Below are 19,125 nucleotides of genomic sequence, written 5' to 3' on the forward strand. Positions count from 1 at the left end.
CCGAATAATCGAACGTGTTCGATGAAGAGTCCTGTCTCGAAAAGCAAAAAACCCGCCATAGGCGGGTTCTTCTAAATATGGTGCCCGGACTCGGAATCGAACCAAGGACACGGGGATTTTCAATCCCCTGCTCTACCGACTGAGCTATCCGGGCAACGGGGCGCATTTAACCCTATTGGCCGGATATCGTCAATCGGTTTCTATCACAAAGCCGATCGGTTGCTCTATTTTCATGCAGTGGCGGGTAAGGTTCGTGGGGCATGGAGGAGGGGGGGAAGTGATAAATATGCAAAGAATCCGTGTATTTATACCGTTTTGGTTTTTCTAATGGTTATTATTATATGTTTTATAACAATTGGTTATGCTTAAATTATTATGTAATTAATCGACATAATAGTTACTTGAACCACATAAAAAAACATGCAATCATTGCGCAAATTTTAGCACTCTACGTCCCCTAACGGCGTTTCCGCTCATTTAAGTCAGAGGGTTGCAGGCATGACTGGTATGGCTACTCAAGCGCTACTGCGCACCAGACATCTGATGATGCCGCTACTCCGCCGCGATCTTTCCCGAACGTCGTCCTCCAGACACGCCCAGCCCAGCATGCGGTAAGGCAACTTCATGCTCGCTGTTAGGCATTATTAAAAATAGAGCTGTGGCTCTGATTTTACTGATGTCTATCGGACGCTGCCGATACCAGTTCCCGATAGTGGCCTGATAATCTTAAGAGAGTCAGCCGGTCACGCATGCGCTCTATGCTGCCACCCCGGACATCAAGTTGCCGGGATAACCTTTGTTATCTCATCACCGTGCCTTGTGGCACAGCCTCATCCTTAACCGTTTGAGAGTTAGCACTATGAAAGAATTGAAGATAGCCACCAGCGCCAGCCTGGTCGCCGCCATTGAAACGCTGCGCCAGATTGTCCGCGTCGAGCAGACGGATTATACCGACGTTGCGGCATTGGTCGTGTCGGTTGATGACGTCAACGCCGGCATCCTGGCACAGCTTAAAGCCACCGGGTTCGAGATCCCCACCTTTGTGGCGGTGGCCGGAGATGAGCATCTCTCGCCGGACTACCTGCCGTTTATCAGCGGTGTTTTCGCGCTGGACGGTGCCAGCAAGGCGTTTTATATGGCGCAGTTGGAAGCCGCGGCGGATGCTTACGAGCAGGCGCTGCTGCCGCCGTTTTTCAAAACCTTGAAAACCTATGTGGAAATGGAGAACTCGACCTTTGCCTGTCCGGGGCATCAGGGCGGGGAGTTTTTCCGCAAGCATCCGGCGGGCCGCAAGTTTTTCGAGTTTTACGGTGAAACGCTTTTTCGTTCCGACATGTGCAACGCCGACGTTAAATTGGGCGATTTGCTGATCCACGAAGGCTCGGCCAAGGACGCCCAAAAGCATGCGGCACGGGTGTTCAACGCCGATAAAACCTATTTTGTGCTCAACGGCACCTCGGCCGCCAACAAGGTGGTAACCAACGCGCTGCTGACCCGTGGCGATCTGGTGCTGTTCGACCGTAACAACCATAAGTCCAACCATCATGGTGCGTTGATCCAGGCCGGAGCGACGCCGGTGTATCTGGAAACCGCGCGCAACCCGTTTGGCTTTATCGGCGGTATCGATTCCCGCTGCTTTGACGAGCGTTATCTGCGCGAACAAATTCGTCAGGTAGCGCCGGAGAAAGCCGAGGCAGCGCGTCCTTTCCGCCTGGCAATCATTCAGCTCGGCACCTACGACGGCACTATTTATAATGCGCGTCAGGTGATCGACACCATTGGTCACCTGTGCGACTACATCCTGTTTGATTCGGCCTGGGTGGGTTACGAAGGGTTTATCCCGATGCTGAAAGAGTGTTCACCGCTGCTGTTGGAGCTGGACGAGCTTGACCCGGGCATCTTTGTTACCCAGTCGGTACACAAGCAGCAGGCCGGCTTCTCGCAAACCTCGCAGATCCACAAGAAAGACGACCATATCAAGGGCCAGAAGCGTCACTGCAACCACAAGCACCTGAACAACGCTTTCATGCTGCACGCCTCTACCAGCCCGTTCTATCCGCTGTTTGCGGCGCTGGACGTCAACGCCAAGATGCATGCCGGGGCCGCCGGTCGCCGTATGTGGATGGACTGCGTGAGGCTTGGTATCGAGACGCGCAAGCAACTGCTGGAACGCTGTTCGCAGCTCAGGCCGTTTGTCCCCCTGCAGATCTCGGGGAAGAACTGGCAGGATTACGACACCGATTTGATCGCCAACGACGCCCGTTTCTTCAATTTTGTGCCGGATGAGAAATGGCACGGTTTTGAAGGTTACGCGCAGGACCAGTATTTGGTCGATCCGTGCAAACTGCTGCTGACCACGCCGGGTATTGATGCCGCCACCGGCCAATACACCGAGTTTGGCGTGCCGGCCACCATTCTGGCCAATTTCCTGCGCGAGAACGGTATCGTGCCGGAGAAGTGCGATCTTAACTCGATCCTGTTCCTGCTGACGCCTGCGGAAAACCCGGCCAAGATGCAACAACTGGTGGATATGCTGGTGCAGTTCGAACGTTACGTGGAAGAGGACGCGCCGCTGAGCCAGGTGCTGCCAACGGTATATCGCAAGAACGAGCAGCGTTATCGCGGCTATACCCTGCGCCAGCTGTGCCAGGAGATGCACGATTTATACGTCAGCTTCGACGTTAAGCAGCTGCAAAAAGAGATGTTCCGTCAGCGTCATTTCCCGCAGGTGATGATGAACCCGCAGGACGCCAACGTGGAGTTTATCCGTGACAACGTTGAACTGGTGCCGATCGGGCAGGCCGAAGGGCGCATTGCGGCAGAGGGCGCGTTGCCTTACCCACCGGGCGTGCTATGCGTAGTGCCGGGCGAAGTCTGGGGCGGGGCGGTACAGCGTTATTTCATGGCGCTGGAAGAGGGCATCAACCGGCTGCCGGGCTTCTCCCCGGAGTTGCAGGGCGTTTATATCGAGAAAAAGGATCACGGCTGGAAACGCATTTTCGGCTATATGATCAAGCAATAGAAAATAAGGGCCGGTTTGCACCGGCCCTTTTCATTGATAACGCCACCGCAAATTATCTTCTGCGGTAACTCTTCTGGGCGTTGTTCACCTTCACCAGGTAACGGCGAGATTCGCCGGCCGGATGCTTGGTGGTCAGCGTCTGATAGACGTCGCCCGGCTGCATGCCGTTGATGATGCTCACCGCACGGGTCCTGTCGCTAGAGAACACGCGCAGCACGCTGCCGGCGCCGCCGTTATAGGCAGTGATAACCGCGTAGCGGCGTGAGGTCGGGTTTTGAATCCCTCCCAAATAGTTATTCTGCAAAATGGCCAGATAAGCCGTACCGGTATCGATGTTGTTTTCCGGGTCGAACAGGTAACTGCGGCTTGGTTTGCCCCATTTCCCACGCATCTGGAACACATCCTTACCGGCAGTGTGCTGCACCACCTGCATCAGGCCCAACGCATCTGAACCGCTCACCGCATACGGGTTAAAGCTCGATTCGGTCTGCATGATCGCCAGGATCAGCGACTCTTCCACGCCGTATTTCTCCGACGCCTTGCGAACCATCGGCAGGTATTTGTGGGCACGTTTGTCCAGGTGGTTTGGCACCAGCTGAATAGTGACCGAGTAAATTACGTGCAGGCCGGAGGTGCGTTTTTGCAGCTTGGTCTGCAACAGATAGTCGGCGAAGTGCGCCGCACGCCATTCCCAACGGATCGGCGCACCTTTGTTATCCAGTACCTGGCCGTACAGGAACGGCTCTTTACTGATCTGGATATCGTTGACGTCGGAATAGAGATCGATAGAACCCGGGTCGTCCCCCATCAGCAAGGTGCTGATAATCGCCTGACGCAGGTGAGCGGCAGGATCGGTGGTGGCGATGGTTTCAATAGTGATGGCACCAGAATCAAAGTTGATGTGGCTACGGGTTTGATACTGGTCGGTGTATTTAACGTAATCTTTCGGCCCGGCGATCAGAACTTCGTTCAGACCCCAGATATTCTCGATGTTGTGGGCGAACTGACCCATCAGGATTTCGAAGCCGTTGGTGTCTTTGACCCAGGCTTCGTTGACTTCAGTGCTTTTTTTGCCGGAACAGGATATCAGCAGGGGCGCTATCACTAGCAAAGCTAAAATTTTCTTCATCTTAAAGCCGTATACGAGAAGTATTGGAAGGGCCAGCGCCTGGCCCCAACAGCATTATTCGCTTGGTGGCGTATAGCCTTCGATATGGACGTCATGCCCTTCGAACAGGAATTTGATCATTTCCGCTTCCAGCAATTTGCGGTCGTCAACGTTCATCATGTTCAGTTTTTTCTCGTTGATCAGCATGGTTTGTTTTTTCATCCATTCTGCCCAGGCTTCTTTCGAGATCTCGTTATAGATGCGTTTGCCGACTTCCCCTGGATAAAGCTGGAAGTCCTGCCCTTCGGCGTCACGCTGCAGGAAGGTACAAAAAATGGTTCTGCTCATGCTAATTCCTCATCAATGGCGCTATTGCCAATAAACCCGTCATACTTTGAGCTGCAGGTGTGTTGGCTGCCTTTTCTCACCCGAATCACTTACCTCAGTAAGCTCATCGGGACTCGCTCAGTTGCCGCCTTCCTGCAACTCGAATTATTTAGGCTATAAACCCTGTCGGCGCGGGGACTGTTTTGCCAACTGTTGCAACAGGCGGTCAACCGGTGCGGCCAGCCCGACCGATGGCGGCTGCGCTAAGTTATACCAGAGACCGGCGCCCTCATCCATGCTGCTGCCTGCGGCGTCCATTTCCAGCCATATTGGCACGATATCAAGATGGAAATGACTGAAAGTATGACGAAATGCGGTCAGTTGCTCCCGGCGATTGTTTTTCAGACCGCGCTGTTGCAGCCAGAGTTCCATCTCTTCACGTTCGCTGAACTGCGGGAAGCAGAACAGACCACCCCACAGACCGACGGCGGGGCGCTGCTCCAGCCAGGCGCGTTCGCCGTGCTGCAGCAATAAAAAGTAGGCGGTTTTTTCCGGCAGGGTCTGCTTGGGCTTTTTACCCGGATATTTTGCCCAACTATGGTGGGCATAGGCGATGCAGCCGAGGCTGAGTGGGCACAGTTCGCATTTCGGCTTGGAGCGGGTGCAGACCATCGCCCCCAGATCCATCATCGCCTGATTGAACTGGCCAACGCCCTTGGCCGGGGTAACGTTTTCGCTGATTTCCCACAGTCGGTTTTCTACTTCTTTCTTGCCCGGCCAGCCTTCGACGGCATAGCAGCGGGCCAGGACGCGTTTTACGTTGCCGTCGAGGATTGGGTAGTGTTGGCCGAGCGCCAGCGACAGCACTGCGCCTGCCGTTGAACGGCCAATCCCGGGCAGGGCGTGGATTTCTTCAAAGGTTGTCGGGAACTCACCGCCGTGCTGTGCGACAATAGCCTGCGCCGCCTTATGCAGATTGCGCGCACGGGCGTAGTAGCCCAGGCCGGTCCACAGGTGCAGCACTTCGTCCAGCGGCGCTTCAGCCAGCGCACGCACGTTGGGAAAACGTGCCATAAAGCGCTGGAAGTAAGGGATCACGGTGGCAACCTGAGTTTGTTGCAACATGACCTCAGAGAGCCATACTTGATAGGCGGTCTTATCAAGCTGCCACGGCAGGGTCTTACGGCCGTAACGCTGGTACCAGTCAAGCACCACCTGTGCGAACTGCTGTGCTTGCATCATAAGCTGATTCGATATCCGGCAGAAAATGAAGCGCGATTGCAGCATAGAGTCATGATGCTGTAAACCGGAACTTTCCGACGTCGCACGGCAGGTACATTAGATGAACACTTGCTAAACCAATGTATCTTTGCATAATGCGCGTTTCCCTAATTGGCAGCCAAACAGACAGAAAGCACTATGATTAATGACGTCATCTCCCCGGAATTTGATGAGAACGGCCGCGCGATGCGCCGTATCCGCAGTTTTGTCCGCCGCCAGGGGCGGTTGACCAAAGGCCAACAGCACGCGTTGGACAACTATTGGCCGGTGATGGGCGTGGAGTATCAGGCTGAACCTGTCGATATCGCCGCACTGTTCGGGCGCGACGCGCCGACCGTGCTGGAGATCGGTTTTGGCATGGGCGCCTCGCTGGTGACCATGGCGGGCAATAACCCGCAGCAGAATTTCTTGGGGATAGAAGTCCATTCGCCGGGCGTGGGTGCCTGCCTGGCCGACGCTACCGAAGCGGAACTGAGCAACCTGCGCGTAATGTGTCACGACGCGGTTGAGGTGCTGGAGAATATGATCCCGGACGGCTCGCTGGACATGGTTCAGCTGTTTTTCCCCGATCCGTGGCACAAAGCGCGCCACAACAAACGCCGCATCGTACAGACGCCGTTTGTTGAACTGGTGCGTCGCAAACTGAAAGTCGGCGGCGTCTTCCACATGGCCACCGACTGGCAACCTTATGCAGAACATATGTTAGAGGTTATGAACGGGATCTCAGGCTATCGCAATCTTTCCAGCGATAATGATTATGTGCCGCGTCCGGATTCACGCCCACTGACAAAATTTGAATTACGCGGCCAGCGTCTGGGACATGGCGTTTGGGACTTGATGTTTGAGAGGAAAGAATAATGGCTAAGAACCGCAGTCGTCGTTTACGTAAAAAGTTACACATTGAAGAGTTTCAGGAGCTGGGCTTCTCCGTTGCATGGCGCTTTGCCGAAGGCACCGCGGTTGAAGATATCGACAGCACGCTGGACGCTTTTATCGACGAAGTGATTGAGCCGAACGGCATGGCCTTTGACGGTAGCGGCTACCTGCAGTGGGAAGGCTTGATCTGTCTGCAGACCATCGGTCACTGCACTGACGAGCAACGCGAACTGGTCAAAAAATGGCTGGAAGCGCGTAAACTGACCGACGTTAAGGTCAGCGATCTGTTCGATATCTGGTGGGACTGATTTTCCTGCCTGATAAGCGCGGCCTGGCGTCGCGCTGAATCTATTGATTTAAGGTGCCTTTACGGCACCTTTATTTTGTCCGGAGTGTGACCGCGGTGGTAACAACATTGGATAACGCGTTGCTGGATGAGATCCTGCAACAGGTGCGCCCGCTGATTGGCCAGGGCAAGGTGGCGGACTATATACCGGCGCTGGCGGAAGTGGCGGCCGATCGTCTGGCGATCGCCGTTTGCACCGTCGACGGCGAAATGTTCCAGGCCGGTAACGCCGACGAGCGTTTCTCTATTCAGTCGATCTCCAAGGTGTTGAGCCTGACGCTGGCGCTGACGCGCTACCAGGAGGCGGAGATCTGGCGTCGGGTTGGCAAGGAGCCTTCCGGTCTGCCGTTCAACTCGCTGTTGCAGCTGGAGATGGAGCAGGGCAAACCGCGCAATCCGTTTATCAACCCCGGTGCGCTGGTGGTGTGCGACATGCTGCAAACCCGGCTCAGCGCGCCCAAGCAGCGAATGCTGGAAGTGGTGCGTCAACTGGCCGGTGAAGATGACCTGGCCTATGATTCGCGGGTGGCCCGTTCCGAGTTCGAACACTCCGATCGCAATGCGGCGATAGCCTACCTGATGAAGTCGTTCGGCAATTTCGAAAACGACGTGCTTACCGTGCTGCAAACCTATTTCCACTATTGCGCGCTGCGAATGAGCTGTGAGGAGCTGGCTCGCAGCTTTGTTTATCTGGCCAATCACGGTCGTGATCTTAGCGGACGCGAGGTGATAAGCCCCCTGCAGGCGCGCCAGATTAATGCGCTGATGATGACCAGCGGCATGTACGACGGCGCGGGGGAATTTGCCTATCGCGTGGGCATGCCGGGCAAGTCCGGCGTGGGTGGCGGTATTGTCGCTATCGTCCCCGACGAGCTGTCGATCGCCGTCTGGTCGCCGGAACTGGATGCTTCCGGTAACTCATTGGCGGGAACTGCGGCGCTGGAACTGTTGTCTCAACGGATTAGCCGTTCGATTTTTTAGCCCCACCACGGAAGGGCGTCAGGAGAATATATGTTAAAGAAAACCGGGTTAGCCTTACTGCTGTTGACTGCTTCACAGGCCCATGCCGAGTATCAGTGCAACGTTAAACCCCAGGACGACGTGATTATCAGCCCGCAGAACGTACAGGTGACCGGGGCCAGCGGCAATCTGCAGATTTCACCGGATGGCGATGTAACCCGTAATGGCCAGGCGTTGAGCCTGACAGACAGCCAGCGACAGAAGGCCTTCAGTTACCAGAGCGCATTGCGCAAAGAGTTGCCGTGGATCGACAACGGCGCTCAGCAACATCTGGAAAAAGCGCGGGTGGCGTTGGACAAGGTGATCGTCAAAGAGTTGGGCAGCGACAGCAACGTGCGTAACCGCCTGACCACGTTGAACGGTCAGCTTAAGCAACAGATGAACCGTATCATTGAGCACCGCAGCGACGGCCTGACCTTCCATCACAAGGCGATTGATCAGGTTGAGCAGGATGGCCGCAATATCGTCCAGCAGAGCATGGGCGGCGTATTGCAGGACAGCCTGAATGAGATGGGCGTCAAGCAGGCAGCTAATAGCGGCGGCAACCCGCTGCAGGCGATCATGGGCAATCTGGGCGGCCTGCAGAAGGCGATTCAGAACGAATGGAATAACCAGGAGCAGGATTTCCAGAACTTCGGCCACGACGTGTGCAACCGCGTTACCGGCCTGGAAACCCAGCGCAAAGATTTGCTTAATGCATTGAAGTAACATGAAATCACAGTGGATAGCGTGTTTTTTGACCTCCTGACGGTTATCTGACAGACTGGTTAAACTACGTACAGATTCATGGGTGTTTACGGAGAACGCTATGAGCCATACTCGCTACGAAACTGATGTTGTCGCCTGGGCAAATGAACAGGCAGCTCTTTTGCGCTCCGGAAAATTGTCTGAGATCGATGTTGAAAAGATCGCCGAGGAGATTGAGGACGTGGGAAAGAGCGAGCAAAGGGAACTTGCGAGCCGAATGACGGTGCTGATAGCACACTTGCTGAAATGGAAATACCAGCCGGCTCGGCGCGGAACCAGTTGGGAAAGAACGATTAAGGCACAGCGTAAAGAGGTGCTTTATAGCTTGAAAGAGTCGCCCAGCTTAAAAAGCAAACTCGGCGATGCAGACTGGCTGGATGTGGTATGGTCAAAAGCAGTCGCCTTTGCCACCACGGAGACCGGATTGGATGTTTATCCGGAAAACGGTATTTGGGACATTCAGCAAGTCCTTGCTCAAGATTTTTACCCAGATTGATTCAAATAAAAAAGCGCTGAAAACTCAGCGCTTTTTTTCATTCATCCGCCAGGAACAACTCCAGTAGCGAATTAAGGAACAGTTTGCCTTTCTCGGTGATCTGCCAATATTCCGGCGTTTCTACCAGATAACCTTTCGCCAGCGCTTCGTCCAGCGCAGCACGGATCGCGCTTTCATCCAGCCCGGTGTAGTTGACGAATTCAGCACGCGGTGCGGCTTCCAGCAGGCGGAAGCGGTTCATAAAGAATTCGAACGGCCGGTCCGCCGCCGTCACCTCATGCTGCTTGTCCATATACTTGCCCTGCATAAAACCACGCGGATGCTTGGTTTTCGCGGTGCGCAGAATGCGGCCGTCGCTGAAGGTTAACTTGCCGTGCGCGCCGCAGCCAATCCCCAGATAGTCGCCAAAGCGCCAGTAGTTGAGGTTATGTTGGCACTGATAGCCCGGTTTGGCGTAGGCCGAAGTTTCATACTGCTGATAGCCGGCGGCGCTCAGCAATTCATGGCCCCGCTCGAAAATGTCCCACAGCGCGTCGTCGTCCGGTAGCACCGGCGGGCGTGAACTGAAAAGCGTATTGGGCTCGATAGTCAGTTGATACCACGACAGATGCGGTGGATTGAGGGCAATGGCCTGGCGCAGATCGTCCAGCGCCTCTTCCAGCGACTGGTCCGGCAGGCCGTGCATCAGATCTAGGTTAAAACTGCGCAAACCCAGGCCGGTAGCCAGGTGAGCTGCGCGTTTGGCCTCTTCCGGGCCGTGAATGCGACCCAGGCGAGTCAATTTCTCGGCGCTGAAGCTCTGCACGCCGATAGAAATGCGGTTCACACCGGCGCGCTGATAGCCGCTGAAGCGATCGGCCTCCACGGTACCCGGGTTGGCCTCCATGGTGATCTCGGCGCCGTCAATCACCGGAATGCGTGCCCGCACGCCGTCCAGCAGCGATTGCATCGCTTCGGCACTCAACAGGCTGGGGGTGCCGCCGCCGATAAAAATGGTGCTGATTTCGCGACCACTGACCAGCGGCAGATCGGCATCCAGATCCGCCAGCAGGTGATCGACGTATTCCTGATGCGGCACTTCGCCCTTCAACGCATGCGAGTTGAAGTCGCAGTACGGGCATTTCTGCACGCACCACGGAATATGAATGTACAAACTCAGCGGGGGCAACTTAAGCATTGCGCATCGCTTCCAGCATCAGCTTCAGGGCTTTACCACGGTGTGATACGGCGCGCTTTTCGTCACGGCTCAGCTCGGCAGCGGTGCGGCCCAGCTCCGGAACGTAGAAGATAGGATCATAGCCAAAACCGCCTTCACCGGCGGCGGCATCGGTGATTTCACCGGCCCAGCTGCCGTGGAACACCAGCGGTGTCGGATCTTCCGCGTGGCGCATATACACCAGCACGCAGTGGAACTGTGCGCCACGGCTGTCCTTGGGCACGTCTTTCAGCGCAACCAGCAGCTTGTCGAGGTTTTGCTGGTCAGAGGCGTCTACACCCGCGTAACGTGCAGAATAGATGCCTGGCGCGCCGCCCAGCGCATCAACCGCCAGACCCGAGTCGTCGGCGATCGCCGGCAGACCGGTGATTTGCGCCGCATGGCGGGCTTTCAGAATGGCATTTTCGATAAACGTCAGGCCGGTTTCCTCGGCGGACTCCACGCCCAATTCGGTTTGAGCGACCACGTTCAGGCCGAAATCGGCCAACAGGTCGGCGAGTTCGCGCACTTTACCCGGGTTACCGGTGGCAAGAACGACTTTTTGCATGATGACTACCTTGAAATTTATTCGATTAGCGCCGCGACCACGGCGGGGATCTGTTGCGGATTAACGATGCGTAACTGTTTATGCCGCCCCAGCTCGCCTTTCTCTATGGTGACGTTGCTTTTCGCCACTTTGAACTGCTTGGCGAGAAACTTGATCAGATGAGCGTTGGCCTGGCCGTCTACCGGCGGGGCGGTAATGGCGACTTTAAGTTCGTCGCCATGCAAACCGACAATCTGGTCGCGGCTGGCTTTCGGCTGAATATATAGCCTGATTGCCAGCCCGTCCAGCACGGGGGTGACTGCACTCACAGCAGGAACCAGATCTCACCGAACAGATCCATACCCAGGTAGTTGATCAGATACAGGATCAGGATCACTACCATCGCTGAAAAATCAATGCCGCCCATTGCCGGAAGAATACGGCGGATTGGCGCCATCAACGGTTCGGTCAGTTGATACATCAACTGATCAATCGGGCTGCGGCCCTGACTTATCCAGCTCATCAGCGCGCGGATAATCATCACCCAGAAGATCAGATAACCGGCCGACTTTACCAGAGAGATCAAGCCAAACAGCAGGTTATACGGGCTGAGTGACATCGCGCCGCCCTGAATCAGCAGCAACAGCGGGTACTTGATGGTCATCAGCAGGAAAGCCAACAGCAGGGATGCGCTGTCAATAGGTCCCATTGACGGGATAATACGGCGCAGCGGGCCAATCACCGGCTGGGTGATCTTCACGATAAACTGCGCGAATGGGTTGTAAAAGTCAGCGCGTGTCCACTGCATCCAGATGCGCAGCAGCAGTACCATGACGTAAAGATCAATAACGGTTTTGACCAAAAAAGTCAGCGTTAGCATGAAGTCGTCCTTCTCCTTAACTCTCGATTATTTAAAATGATTTTTCCATTTCCTGCGCACGGGAAACTGCTGCCTGCATGGCTTTGGCCACGGTTGCCGGCAGCTGTTGTTCGTTGAATACCCGCAGCGCCTCGGCGGTGGTGCCGCCTTTGGACGTTACCTGCTCACGCAAGGTCGACAACGGCGTCTCCGGGTTGGCTTCCACCAGCGCAGCGGCGCCGGATGCCGCTTGTTGCACCAGCGTACGGGCAGTCTGGCTGTCGAAGCCCATACGTTCGGCTTCCTGCTGCATGGCTTCCATAAACAGGAAGAAATAGGCCGGGGCACTGCCCGCAGCGGCGATCACGCTGTTGATGCCGTTTTCGTCATCCACCCAACATACCTTGCCAACTGACGCCATCAAATCACTGGTGTAGTCACGATCCTGTTGGCTGACCTGCTGCGGCGCATACAGGCCACTCATGCCTTTACCCACAAGCGATGGCGTGTTTGGCATAATGCGTACGATATTCAGATTGTCGGCCAGCAGCTGGTAAAAACGGCTGACCTGAATGCCTGCGGCGATCGACAGCACCAGTTTGCCGCTGAAATCGATCTGATCGCGCAACGGCTGGCAAACATCTGCCATCATCTGTGGCTTCACCGCCAGTACGATGACGTCGGCCTCGCGTGCGCAGGCAAGATTATCGCCGCTGCTAACGATGCCGTAGTCGGCAGCCAGCGCATCGCGGTTTTTAGCTGAAGGCGCGCAGACGCTGATGGATTTGGCCGGGTAACCGCCCGCCACCAGGCCGGCGATGATTGCGCGGGCCATGTTGCCGGCGCCAATGAAGGTAATCTTACGGTGTTGCATTAAAATTCCTCGTCAGTGTGTCAGGACTGCGAATAATCTCGCGCGCCAAAAATGGCGGTACCGATACGAACCAGAGTGCTGCCTGCGGCAATGGCCGCCGTCATGTCATCGGTCATGCCCATCGACAGCGTGTCTACCTGTGGATAATGCTGTTGCAGCGCCAGGAAGGCGTCGTGCATCTGGCGGAATACCGCTAATTGGCTCTGGTAGTCTTCTTGCGGAGCCGGAATCGCCATCAGCCCGCGTAAACGAACGTTCGGCAAGGCGACAACCGCTTCTGCCAGCGCCGGCAGTTCAGCCAGTACAATGCCAGATTTACTCTGTTCATCGCTGATATTTATTTGGATCAGAACGTTAAGCGGCGGCATGTCTGCCGGGCGCTGGTCGCTTAACCGCTGGGCGATACGCAGCCGATCGACGGTATGGCACCAGGCAAAGTGCTCTGCCACCAGCCGGCTCTTATTGGATTGCAAAGGGCCGATAAAGTGCCAATCCAGCGTTGCGCCTTCCGGCAGCTCGGCAAAATGCTGAACCTTATCCACGCCTTCCTGTACATAGTTTTCCCCGAAGGTTCGCTGGCCTGCCGCGATGGCTTCTGCGATCGCCGCCACAGGTTTGGTTTTACTCACTGCAAGCAGCGTCACTTCTTCTGGAGCGCGAGCGCAGCCTTGAGCGGCCGCGGTAATGCGGTTTCTGACATCCTGCAGATTCTGTTGGATAGTGCTCATCATTGACCCAGGAGATTGATATGGATATCGGTGAATTCGTGGCCCTTAGTGTAAAGCATAATGCTTCCGATCTGCACCTTTGTACGGGGCATCAGCCGATGTTGCGCATCGATGGTGAATTACAGCCGCTGGCAGGTACGGAAAAACTGACCGAGACCAAGATGCATCGCTTGTGCAATGCGCTGCTGCAACCCCAGCAGCGGCAGCAATTGCAACAGCAGGGGCAGCTTGATCTGGCGCTGACGCTTGCGGGCGATATTCGGCTGCGCGCCAATTTCTTTCTGCAAAGCCTCGGGGTTTCGCTTGCCTTGCGGCTGATTGCCGGCGAGTGTCCGACGCTGGCGGCGTTGGCAGCACCAGACATCATTCCGGCCCTGGTGCGCAGGGAAGATGGCCTGATTTTGGTGACCGGCGCGACCGGCAGCGGTAAATCCACCACCTTGGCGGCAATGATTGACGACATCAATCAGCACCAGCGGCGGCATATCCTTACGCTGGAGGATCCGATCGAATTTATTCACCGCAGTCGACACTCCTTAATTCAGCAGCGCGAATTGGGCCGGGACAGCCACAGCTTTGACGACGCATTACGTGCTGCCCTGCGTGAAGATCCAGACGTCATCTTGCTGGGGGAGCTGCGTGACACCGCAACCATCAGGCTGGCGCTTACCGCTGCGGAAACCGGCCATCTGGTACTGGCGACGCTGCATACCCGTAGCGCGACGCAGGCGGTCGATCGGCTGGTGGATGTTTTCCCGGCGGAAGAAAAGCCCTACGTGCGTGCACAGTTGGCCGGTAGCCTGCAGGCGGTGATTGCACAGAAGCTGTTGAGTCGGCCCGGGGGCGGCAGGGTGGCGATTTTTGAGGTGCTGACGGCGACGGCGGCGGTCAGCAGCATGATCCGCGAGGGCAAAACCCATCAGCTTGCCAGCGTGCTGCAAACCGGTGGGCAGTCCGGCATGCAGACCTTTGAGCAAGGTCTGCAACAGCGGATCTGTGCGGGATTACTGGGCGGCGCGGAGGGGACTTTGCCAAGGGATTAACCCAATTGCCGTTCGAACCAACTTTCCAGGATTACCACCGCCGAGGCGGAATCCACGCTGCCCTTGTCCAGGGCGCGGAAGCCGCCGCGATCGAACAGGTTGGCGCGGGCTTCGACGGTACTGAGACGCTCATCATGCAGCGCGATCTGCACGCCAAAGCGGCCGTGCAGGCGGTTGGCGAACTTGCGCGCTTGCTCGGTGACCGGCTGTTCGGTGCCGTCCATGTTCAGCGGCAGACCGACTACCACCAGATCCGGTTGCCACTCTTTCAGCAACTTCTCGATCTTCTGCCAGTCCGGCGAGCCGTCCTGCGCTTTGAAAGCCGCCAGCGCACGGGCGCTGCCGGTTAGCTCCTGGCCAATGGCCGCGCCAATGCTTTTGGTGCCGAAGTCGAAGGCGATAATGGTGCGGTTGGTCATCAGGCGTGTCCTGCGTGGTTGGCAATGCTGCGGATATCAATGCCAAGGCGATTGGCGGCCTCGCGCCAGCGGCTGGCGATCGGCGTATGGAACAAAATGTCGGTGTCGGCTTCGATGGTCAGCCAGGCGTTTTCCAGCACTTCCTGTTCCAACTGGCCTTTCTCCCAGCCGGCATAGCCGAGCGCGACCAGTACGTCCTCCGGCTGTTCCGGCGTGCCCAAGGTTTCCAGTACGTCTTTCGAGGTGGTGATCATGGTATCCGGCGAGATCTGGATACTGGAGCCGAAGCCTTTGCACGGCGTATGCAGGATAAAACCGCGATCGTCAGCCAGCGGGCCGCCGGCAAACACCGGTTTATCCAGACTGATGGCCGGATCGCGCGCCTGTGGCATGATCTTCAGTTTGCTCAGCACTGTTTCCACCGTGAACTGTTCCACCGGTTTATTGATCACCAGGCCCATGGCGCCGTCTTCATTGTGCTCGCAGACGTAAATCACCGAGCGTTTGAAGCGAGGATCCTGAAGTGATGGCATAGCGATAAGAAAATGGTGTTGTAAATTCATGGTGTTATTTAAGGTATTTGATTGGTGAGAAGTTAAACAGCCGCCAGTATGCGGCTATCCCCATCGCCTTTCAAGCCGCGACTCGGTTGACGCGGGCTGACAGCGTCATTCAGGGAGGTCGGGAAGGCGGGCGACGCAAGTCACCCGCATTTCGATTACTTCGCTGCCAGACGCTTCTCGATTGCATCCATCAGCATACCGGTGATGGAAACCGGGAAGGCCGCTTCTATTTCACGCGCACAGGTTGGGCTGGTGACGTTGATTTCAGTCAGGCGATCGCCAATCACGTCCAGGCCCACAAAGATCAGCCCTTTTTCTTTCAGCGTCGGGGCTACCGCACGCGCAATTTTCCAGTCGCTTTCGCTCAGTGGACGCGCTTCACCACGGCCGCCGGCCGCCAGGTTGCCACGGGTCTCGCCCTGCGCCGGGATGCGCGCCAGGCAGTAAGGTACTGGCTCACCGTCAACCACCAGAATGCGCTTATCGCCCTCTTTGATTGCCGGCAAGAAGTTCTGCGCCATGCAGAAACGGCTACCGTGCTCGGTCAGGGTTTCGATAATCACCGACAGGTTAGGGTCGTCCTGCTTCACGCGGAAGATAGACGCGCCGCCCATGCCGTCCAGCGGTTTGAGAATAATGTCGCCGTGCTGCTGGTGGAATTTGCGGATGTGCGCCGCGCTGCGGCTGACCAGGGTGTCCGGCGTCAGTTCCGGGAACCAGGCGGTGAACAGCTTTTCGTTGCAGTCACGCAGGCTCTGCGGCTTGTTAACTACCAGCGTGCCTTTGACCTCTGCGCGTTCCAGAATATAGGTCGCGTAGATGTATTCGGTATCGAAAGGGGGATCTTTACGCATCAGGATCACGTCCAGATCATGCAGCGCCAGATCCTGCTCGCTGCCAAAGCTGAACCAGCTCTCTTTATCTTCCTTCACGCTCAGCAGGCGAGTGCGGGCGCGGCCGTCACCGGCGTGCAGATAGAGATCGTCCATCTCCATGTAGTGCAGTTCCCAGCCACGGCGCTGCGCTTCGAGCAGCATGGCGAAGCTGGTGTCTTTCTTGATGTTGATGGAGGCGATAGGGTCCATCACGATGCCGAGCTTAATCATCTTTTCTCCTTTAACCCAGATCGCCGAAACGTACCTGCAAAGCGGTAATTGCGGTGAGCGCTGTGGTTTCTGTACGCAGAACGCGTGGCCCAAGCAGGATATCAGTAAATCCGTGGCCTGTGGTCATCGCAATTTCGTCGGCGGATAAACCGCCTTCCGGCCCAATCAGCAGGCGGACATGTTCCACCGGCAGCGGCAGGGTATTGATACTGTGGTTGGCGCGTGGATGCAGGTTGAGTTTCAGGCTGCCATCTTGCTCGGCGCACCAGTCTTCCAGTTTCATCGCCTCGCGAATTTCCGGAATCCGGTTGCGGCCACATTGTTCGCAGGCGGCGATGGCAATCTTCTGCCATTGCTGGATTTTTTTCGCCAGACGCTCGCCGTCCAACTTCACACCGCAGCGCTCGGAAAACAGCGGAGTAATGACATTGACCCCGAGCTCGATGGATTTCTGAATGGTGAATTCCATCTTCTCACCGCGAGAAATCACCTGGCCCAGATGCAGATTGAGTGGCGATTCACGGTCTTCCGGTTGGCCGGCGGCTAGCCGCACCAGCACGTTTTTTTTGTCGACCTTGGTGATCTCGGCGTCAAATACCTGGTTGCTGCCGTCGAAGAGCTGCAGTGCCTGGCCGGCGCTCATACGCAGTACACGCCCGATGTGGTTGGCGGCGTCTTCGCTCAGTGCGATTTCTGCATGGTCGATTAACGGCTGCGGGTGATAAATACGGGGTATACGCATTGAATATTCGATCCTGACTAATATGCAGTCATCAGTGCTGCAGCTTGAAAAAAAAGAGTATATACCCAAAGTAATTGAAGCTGCAGCAAGGCGGCAAGTAAGTGCATCCCGATGAGCTTACTTAAGTAAGTGATTCGGGGGCGCTCACGCAGTCAACACCGCTGCAGTTTTAAGTACGAAGGGGATTTAGCCCTTTCGTTGCTGGCAAGCCTGTTGAATATAGGGATTATGGTTGCCCTGTACCTTAGCGATGCGTGCTTCGCGCAGACATTCCCACTGGCTGACCGGATACTGACGGTTCCACACCTCGAAAAGCTGGGTCTGTTGGCGGGAAAGCCGTAGTTGATAGCGATCGCGCATATAAAAATAGGTGCGGGCGATCGCGCCGCGAGCGCGTGCGGGCGGTTCGGCCTGCTTATTTTTAAAGTCCACTTTCATTGGGCACTGGCCATACTGACCTTCGCCGCCTTTCCATTGGCTGTACATGAAATTATTGCGATCGCCGTTCACTTCGCCAATCGCCGGCTGCAGGTTGTGCAGGTCAGTTTCGATTTGGCGGTAGCTCGCGTCTTTGTTGCAGTTTTTGCGGCCACCCTGTTGCCAGCACTGCAATTGGTGGCCGAACTGCCAGGCCGGTACCACATGTTCCCATTCGATACGCTGTGCGCGTTGGGCGTTCTTGCGTGGTTGATAGCCACAACTGTTTAAATCTGGGATGCCTTTCTTGCCCTGCCAGGTGATCTGGCAGCCGCAGTAGAAAGAACCGGGCGCATCTTGGTTGATTTTGGCCGCTGCCGCCTTGGCCTGAGAAAAATTATTGATGCCGTGCGCCTGTGCGGCGCCGGTGGTGAAAATAACCGTAAACAAAATTTTGCGAAGCATATTCCAAAACTGCTCAAAATTGGAAAGGCAGGCAGGGTAGCGGAAGTCAACGGCAGTGGCAAACGACGGGCGTTAACCCCGTGACTTTTCAAGCCAGCGCCGGAGTCTGGCTGTAACTTGGGACGTAGGGAGCAGAGGTTGGATTTTTCGCTTAAACAGGCTCACCGGCGATAAATTTCAATTTTTCGCCGCACTGACGGCAGCGGTATTCGCTTTCTCCGCGAAGCACCCGATTATGCCGACGTACGGTGAGCTGATGCTGTTGGCAACGACAGAGGTAGGGGAAGGTTTTGCTTTGCACCGAGGCAATTTCAAACTGGTGGGTGCGGCTGGCCGGTACCTGCAACACGCTTTCCATCATCCAGCGCCATTCGCGCCCATGTGGGGCCACGCGGCCAAACTGGCGGAAGACTAACAGATGCGCCAGTTCGTGCGGCACCACTTCGTCGATAAACGGCTGTTGGTTTTCCATCAGCAAAACCGGATTCAGCCGAATTTCCCAGGCTTGCAGCCAGGCGGTGCCCGCACTGGTTCCGCGTTGCTGGTAAACGACTTTGGGTTCCGGAAACTCGACGGAAAAATGCTGACGCGCCAGCAGAAGTTTTTCACGCAGGCAGCGCATCACCGCCTGTTGCAGCGCTATGGGGATTCTTACTTTGTTCATTGCGGCTAGCTTAAGCAATGGCGCGACGGCTGGCAATAAGACGAAAAACTAATTCTCATCCCGCCTGCCGGGCCGGTTTTTCATCGCATTGATAACCCGATCGACGCTGATGGATTGTAATCAATGTGTTAACTGCGGGATAATAAACCGTACATGCTGAGTCTGTACCCGCAGCGCTCACAGAAAAGATTGAAAAGCATCCCGAGAGAATACCTTTCTAACGCAGGGGTTATTATGCGATTTAGCGCAATAACCGACTGATTAAAAATACGTAAGGTGT

General features: G+C 55.9%; 22 protein-coding genes and 1 tRNA gene. 7 read left to right on the forward strand and 16 right to left on the reverse strand.

Features of this window, described 5'->3' with window-relative positions:
• Positions 1–78: 78 nt before the first annotated feature.
• Positions 79–154: transfer RNA gene (locus tag AC1RKG_RS12790), tRNA-Phe, on the reverse strand.
• Between the two features lie 705 nt (positions 155–859).
• Here AC1RKG_RS12790 and speF point away from each other — a divergent pair.
• Positions 860–3,022, forward strand: coding sequence for an ornithine decarboxylase SpeF (gene speF, locus AC1RKG_RS12795; RefSeq protein ID WP_493183196.1), 2,163 nt, complete (start codon positions 860–862; stop codon positions 3,020–3,022).
• 52 nt (positions 3,023–3,074) lie between these two features.
• Here the strand turns inward: speF and mltC are convergent, their stop codons facing one another.
• The 3 genes from mltC to mutY all read right to left on the reverse strand — a co-directional run bounded on the left by mltC (position 3,075) and on the right by mutY (position 5,699).
• Positions 3,075–4,151 carry a membrane-bound lytic murein transglycosylase MltC gene (mltC, locus tag AC1RKG_RS12800; protein WP_020828615.1) on the reverse strand — a complete coding sequence of 359 codons (1,077 nt, stop codon included), beginning with the start codon at positions 4,149–4,151 and terminating at the stop codon, positions 3,075–3,077.
• 54 nt (positions 4,152–4,205) lie between these two features.
• Positions 4,206–4,478 carry an oxidative damage protection protein gene (locus AC1RKG_RS12805; protein WP_020828614.1) on the reverse strand — a complete coding sequence of 91 codons (273 nt, stop codon included), beginning with the start codon at positions 4,476–4,478 and terminating at the stop codon, positions 4,206–4,208.
• 153 nt (positions 4,479–4,631) lie between these two features.
• Entirely contained in the window at positions 4,632–5,699 is a 1,068-nt protein-coding gene (gene mutY, locus AC1RKG_RS12810; protein ID WP_230090382.1) for an A/G-specific adenine glycosylase, read from the reverse strand.
• A 177-nt stretch (positions 5,700–5,876) separates the two neighbouring features.
• On the opposite strand from mutY, the gene trmB reads away from it, so the two are divergent.
• The 5 genes from trmB to AC1RKG_RS12835 all read left to right on the forward strand — a co-directional run bounded on the left by trmB (position 5,877) and on the right by AC1RKG_RS12835 (position 9,223).
• Positions 5,877–6,596, forward strand: coding sequence for a tRNA (guanosine(46)-N7)-methyltransferase TrmB (gene trmB, locus AC1RKG_RS12815; protein ID WP_020828612.1), 720 nt, complete (start codon positions 5,877–5,879; stop codon positions 6,594–6,596).
• On the forward strand, positions 6,596–6,922 hold the full coding sequence (locus tag AC1RKG_RS12820; protein ID WP_020828611.1) for a YggL family protein: 327 nt from the start codon (positions 6,596–6,598) through the stop codon (positions 6,920–6,922). The genes trmB and AC1RKG_RS12820 overlap by 1 nt, the downstream gene beginning before the upstream one ends.
• Before the next feature lie 95 nt (positions 6,923–7,017).
• A complete protein-coding gene (gene glsB, locus AC1RKG_RS12825; protein ID WP_130016774.1) occupies positions 7,018–7,941 on the forward strand; it encodes a glutaminase B in 924 nt (307 codons plus the stop codon).
• A 30-nt stretch (positions 7,942–7,971) separates the two neighbouring features.
• Entirely contained in the window at positions 7,972–8,688 is a 717-nt protein-coding gene (locus AC1RKG_RS12830) for a YggN family protein (protein WP_044553444.1), read from the forward strand.
• A gap of 100 nt (positions 8,689–8,788) precedes the next feature.
• Entirely contained in the window at positions 8,789–9,223 is a 435-nt protein-coding gene (locus AC1RKG_RS12835; protein ID WP_122080179.1) for a DUF29 domain-containing protein, read from the forward strand.
• Between the two features lie 37 nt (positions 9,224–9,260).
• Here the strand turns inward: AC1RKG_RS12835 and hemW are convergent, their stop codons facing one another.
• Genes hemW through AC1RKG_RS12865 form a run of 6 tightly spaced genes read right to left on the reverse strand, consistent with a single transcriptional unit; the run spans position 9,261 to position 13,426 of the window.
• Positions 9,261–10,400, reverse strand: coding sequence for a radical SAM family heme chaperone HemW (gene hemW / locus AC1RKG_RS12840; RefSeq protein WP_046372639.1), 1,140 nt, complete (start codon positions 10,398–10,400; stop codon positions 9,261–9,263).
• A complete protein-coding gene (locus AC1RKG_RS12845) occupies positions 10,393–10,986 on the reverse strand; it encodes an XTP/dITP diphosphatase (RefSeq protein WP_493183198.1) in 594 nt (197 codons plus the stop codon). Before AC1RKG_RS12845 ends, hemW begins: the two co-directional genes overlap by 8 nt.
• 17 nt (positions 10,987–11,003) lie before the next feature.
• Positions 11,004–11,294, reverse strand: a complete 291-nt coding sequence (yggU, locus tag AC1RKG_RS12850; RefSeq protein ID WP_020828604.1) for a DUF167 family protein YggU — start codon at positions 11,292–11,294, stop codon at positions 11,004–11,006.
• Positions 11,291–11,845, reverse strand: a complete 555-nt coding sequence (locus AC1RKG_RS12855; protein ID WP_044553435.1) for a YggT family protein — start codon at positions 11,843–11,845, stop codon at positions 11,291–11,293. The genes yggU and AC1RKG_RS12855 overlap by 4 nt, the downstream gene beginning before the upstream one ends.
• Before the next feature lie 31 nt (positions 11,846–11,876).
• A complete protein-coding gene (gene proC / locus AC1RKG_RS12860; protein WP_259218518.1) occupies positions 11,877–12,698 on the reverse strand; it encodes a pyrroline-5-carboxylate reductase in 822 nt (273 codons plus the stop codon).
• A 20-nt stretch (positions 12,699–12,718) separates the two neighbouring features.
• On the reverse strand, positions 12,719–13,426 hold the full coding sequence (locus tag AC1RKG_RS12865) for a YggS family pyridoxal phosphate-dependent enzyme (protein ID WP_493183201.1): 708 nt from the start codon (positions 13,424–13,426) through the stop codon (positions 12,719–12,721).
• Positions 13,427–13,446: 20 nt separating this feature from the next.
• Here AC1RKG_RS12865 and AC1RKG_RS12870 point away from each other — a divergent pair, with 20 nt between their 5' ends.
• A complete protein-coding gene (locus tag AC1RKG_RS12870; protein WP_493183203.1) occupies positions 13,447–14,469 on the forward strand; it encodes a type IV pilus twitching motility protein PilT in 1,023 nt (340 codons plus the stop codon).
• Here AC1RKG_RS12870 and ruvX read toward each other — a convergent pair.
• The 6 genes from ruvX to AC1RKG_RS12900 all read right to left on the reverse strand — a co-directional run bounded on the left by ruvX (position 14,466) and on the right by AC1RKG_RS12900 (position 18,845).
• A complete protein-coding gene (ruvX, locus tag AC1RKG_RS12875) occupies positions 14,466–14,888 on the reverse strand; it encodes a Holliday junction resolvase RuvX (RefSeq protein WP_020828599.1) in 423 nt (140 codons plus the stop codon). The genes AC1RKG_RS12870 and ruvX overlap by 4 nt on opposite strands.
• A complete protein-coding gene (locus AC1RKG_RS12880; RefSeq protein ID WP_041414955.1) occupies positions 14,888–15,451 on the reverse strand; it encodes a YqgE/AlgH family protein in 564 nt (187 codons plus the stop codon). The genes ruvX and AC1RKG_RS12880 overlap by 1 nt, the downstream gene beginning before the upstream one ends.
• 155 nt (positions 15,452–15,606) lie before the next feature.
• Positions 15,607–16,557, reverse strand: coding sequence for a glutathione synthase (gene gshB, locus AC1RKG_RS12885; protein ID WP_020828597.1), 951 nt, complete (start codon positions 16,555–16,557; stop codon positions 15,607–15,609).
• Positions 16,558–16,567: 10 nt separating this feature from the next.
• A complete protein-coding gene (gene rsmE, locus AC1RKG_RS12890) occupies positions 16,568–17,299 on the reverse strand; it encodes a 16S rRNA (uracil(1498)-N(3))-methyltransferase (protein WP_493183205.1) in 732 nt (243 codons plus the stop codon).
• A gap of 186 nt (positions 17,300–17,485) precedes the next feature.
• The gene (gene endA / locus AC1RKG_RS12895; protein ID WP_046372643.1) at positions 17,486–18,181 is read right to left on the reverse strand and encodes a deoxyribonuclease I; all 696 of its coding nucleotides are present in this window, start codon (positions 18,179–18,181) and stop codon (positions 17,486–17,488) included.
• A 151-nt stretch (positions 18,182–18,332) separates the two neighbouring features.
• Positions 18,333–18,845, reverse strand: coding sequence for a SprT family zinc-dependent metalloprotease (locus AC1RKG_RS12900; RefSeq protein ID WP_041414952.1), 513 nt, complete (start codon positions 18,843–18,845; stop codon positions 18,333–18,335).
• Positions 18,846–19,125 lie beyond the last annotated feature (280 nt).

It is taken from the genome of Serratia sp. GW822-FHT06D09, assembly GCF_058799515.1.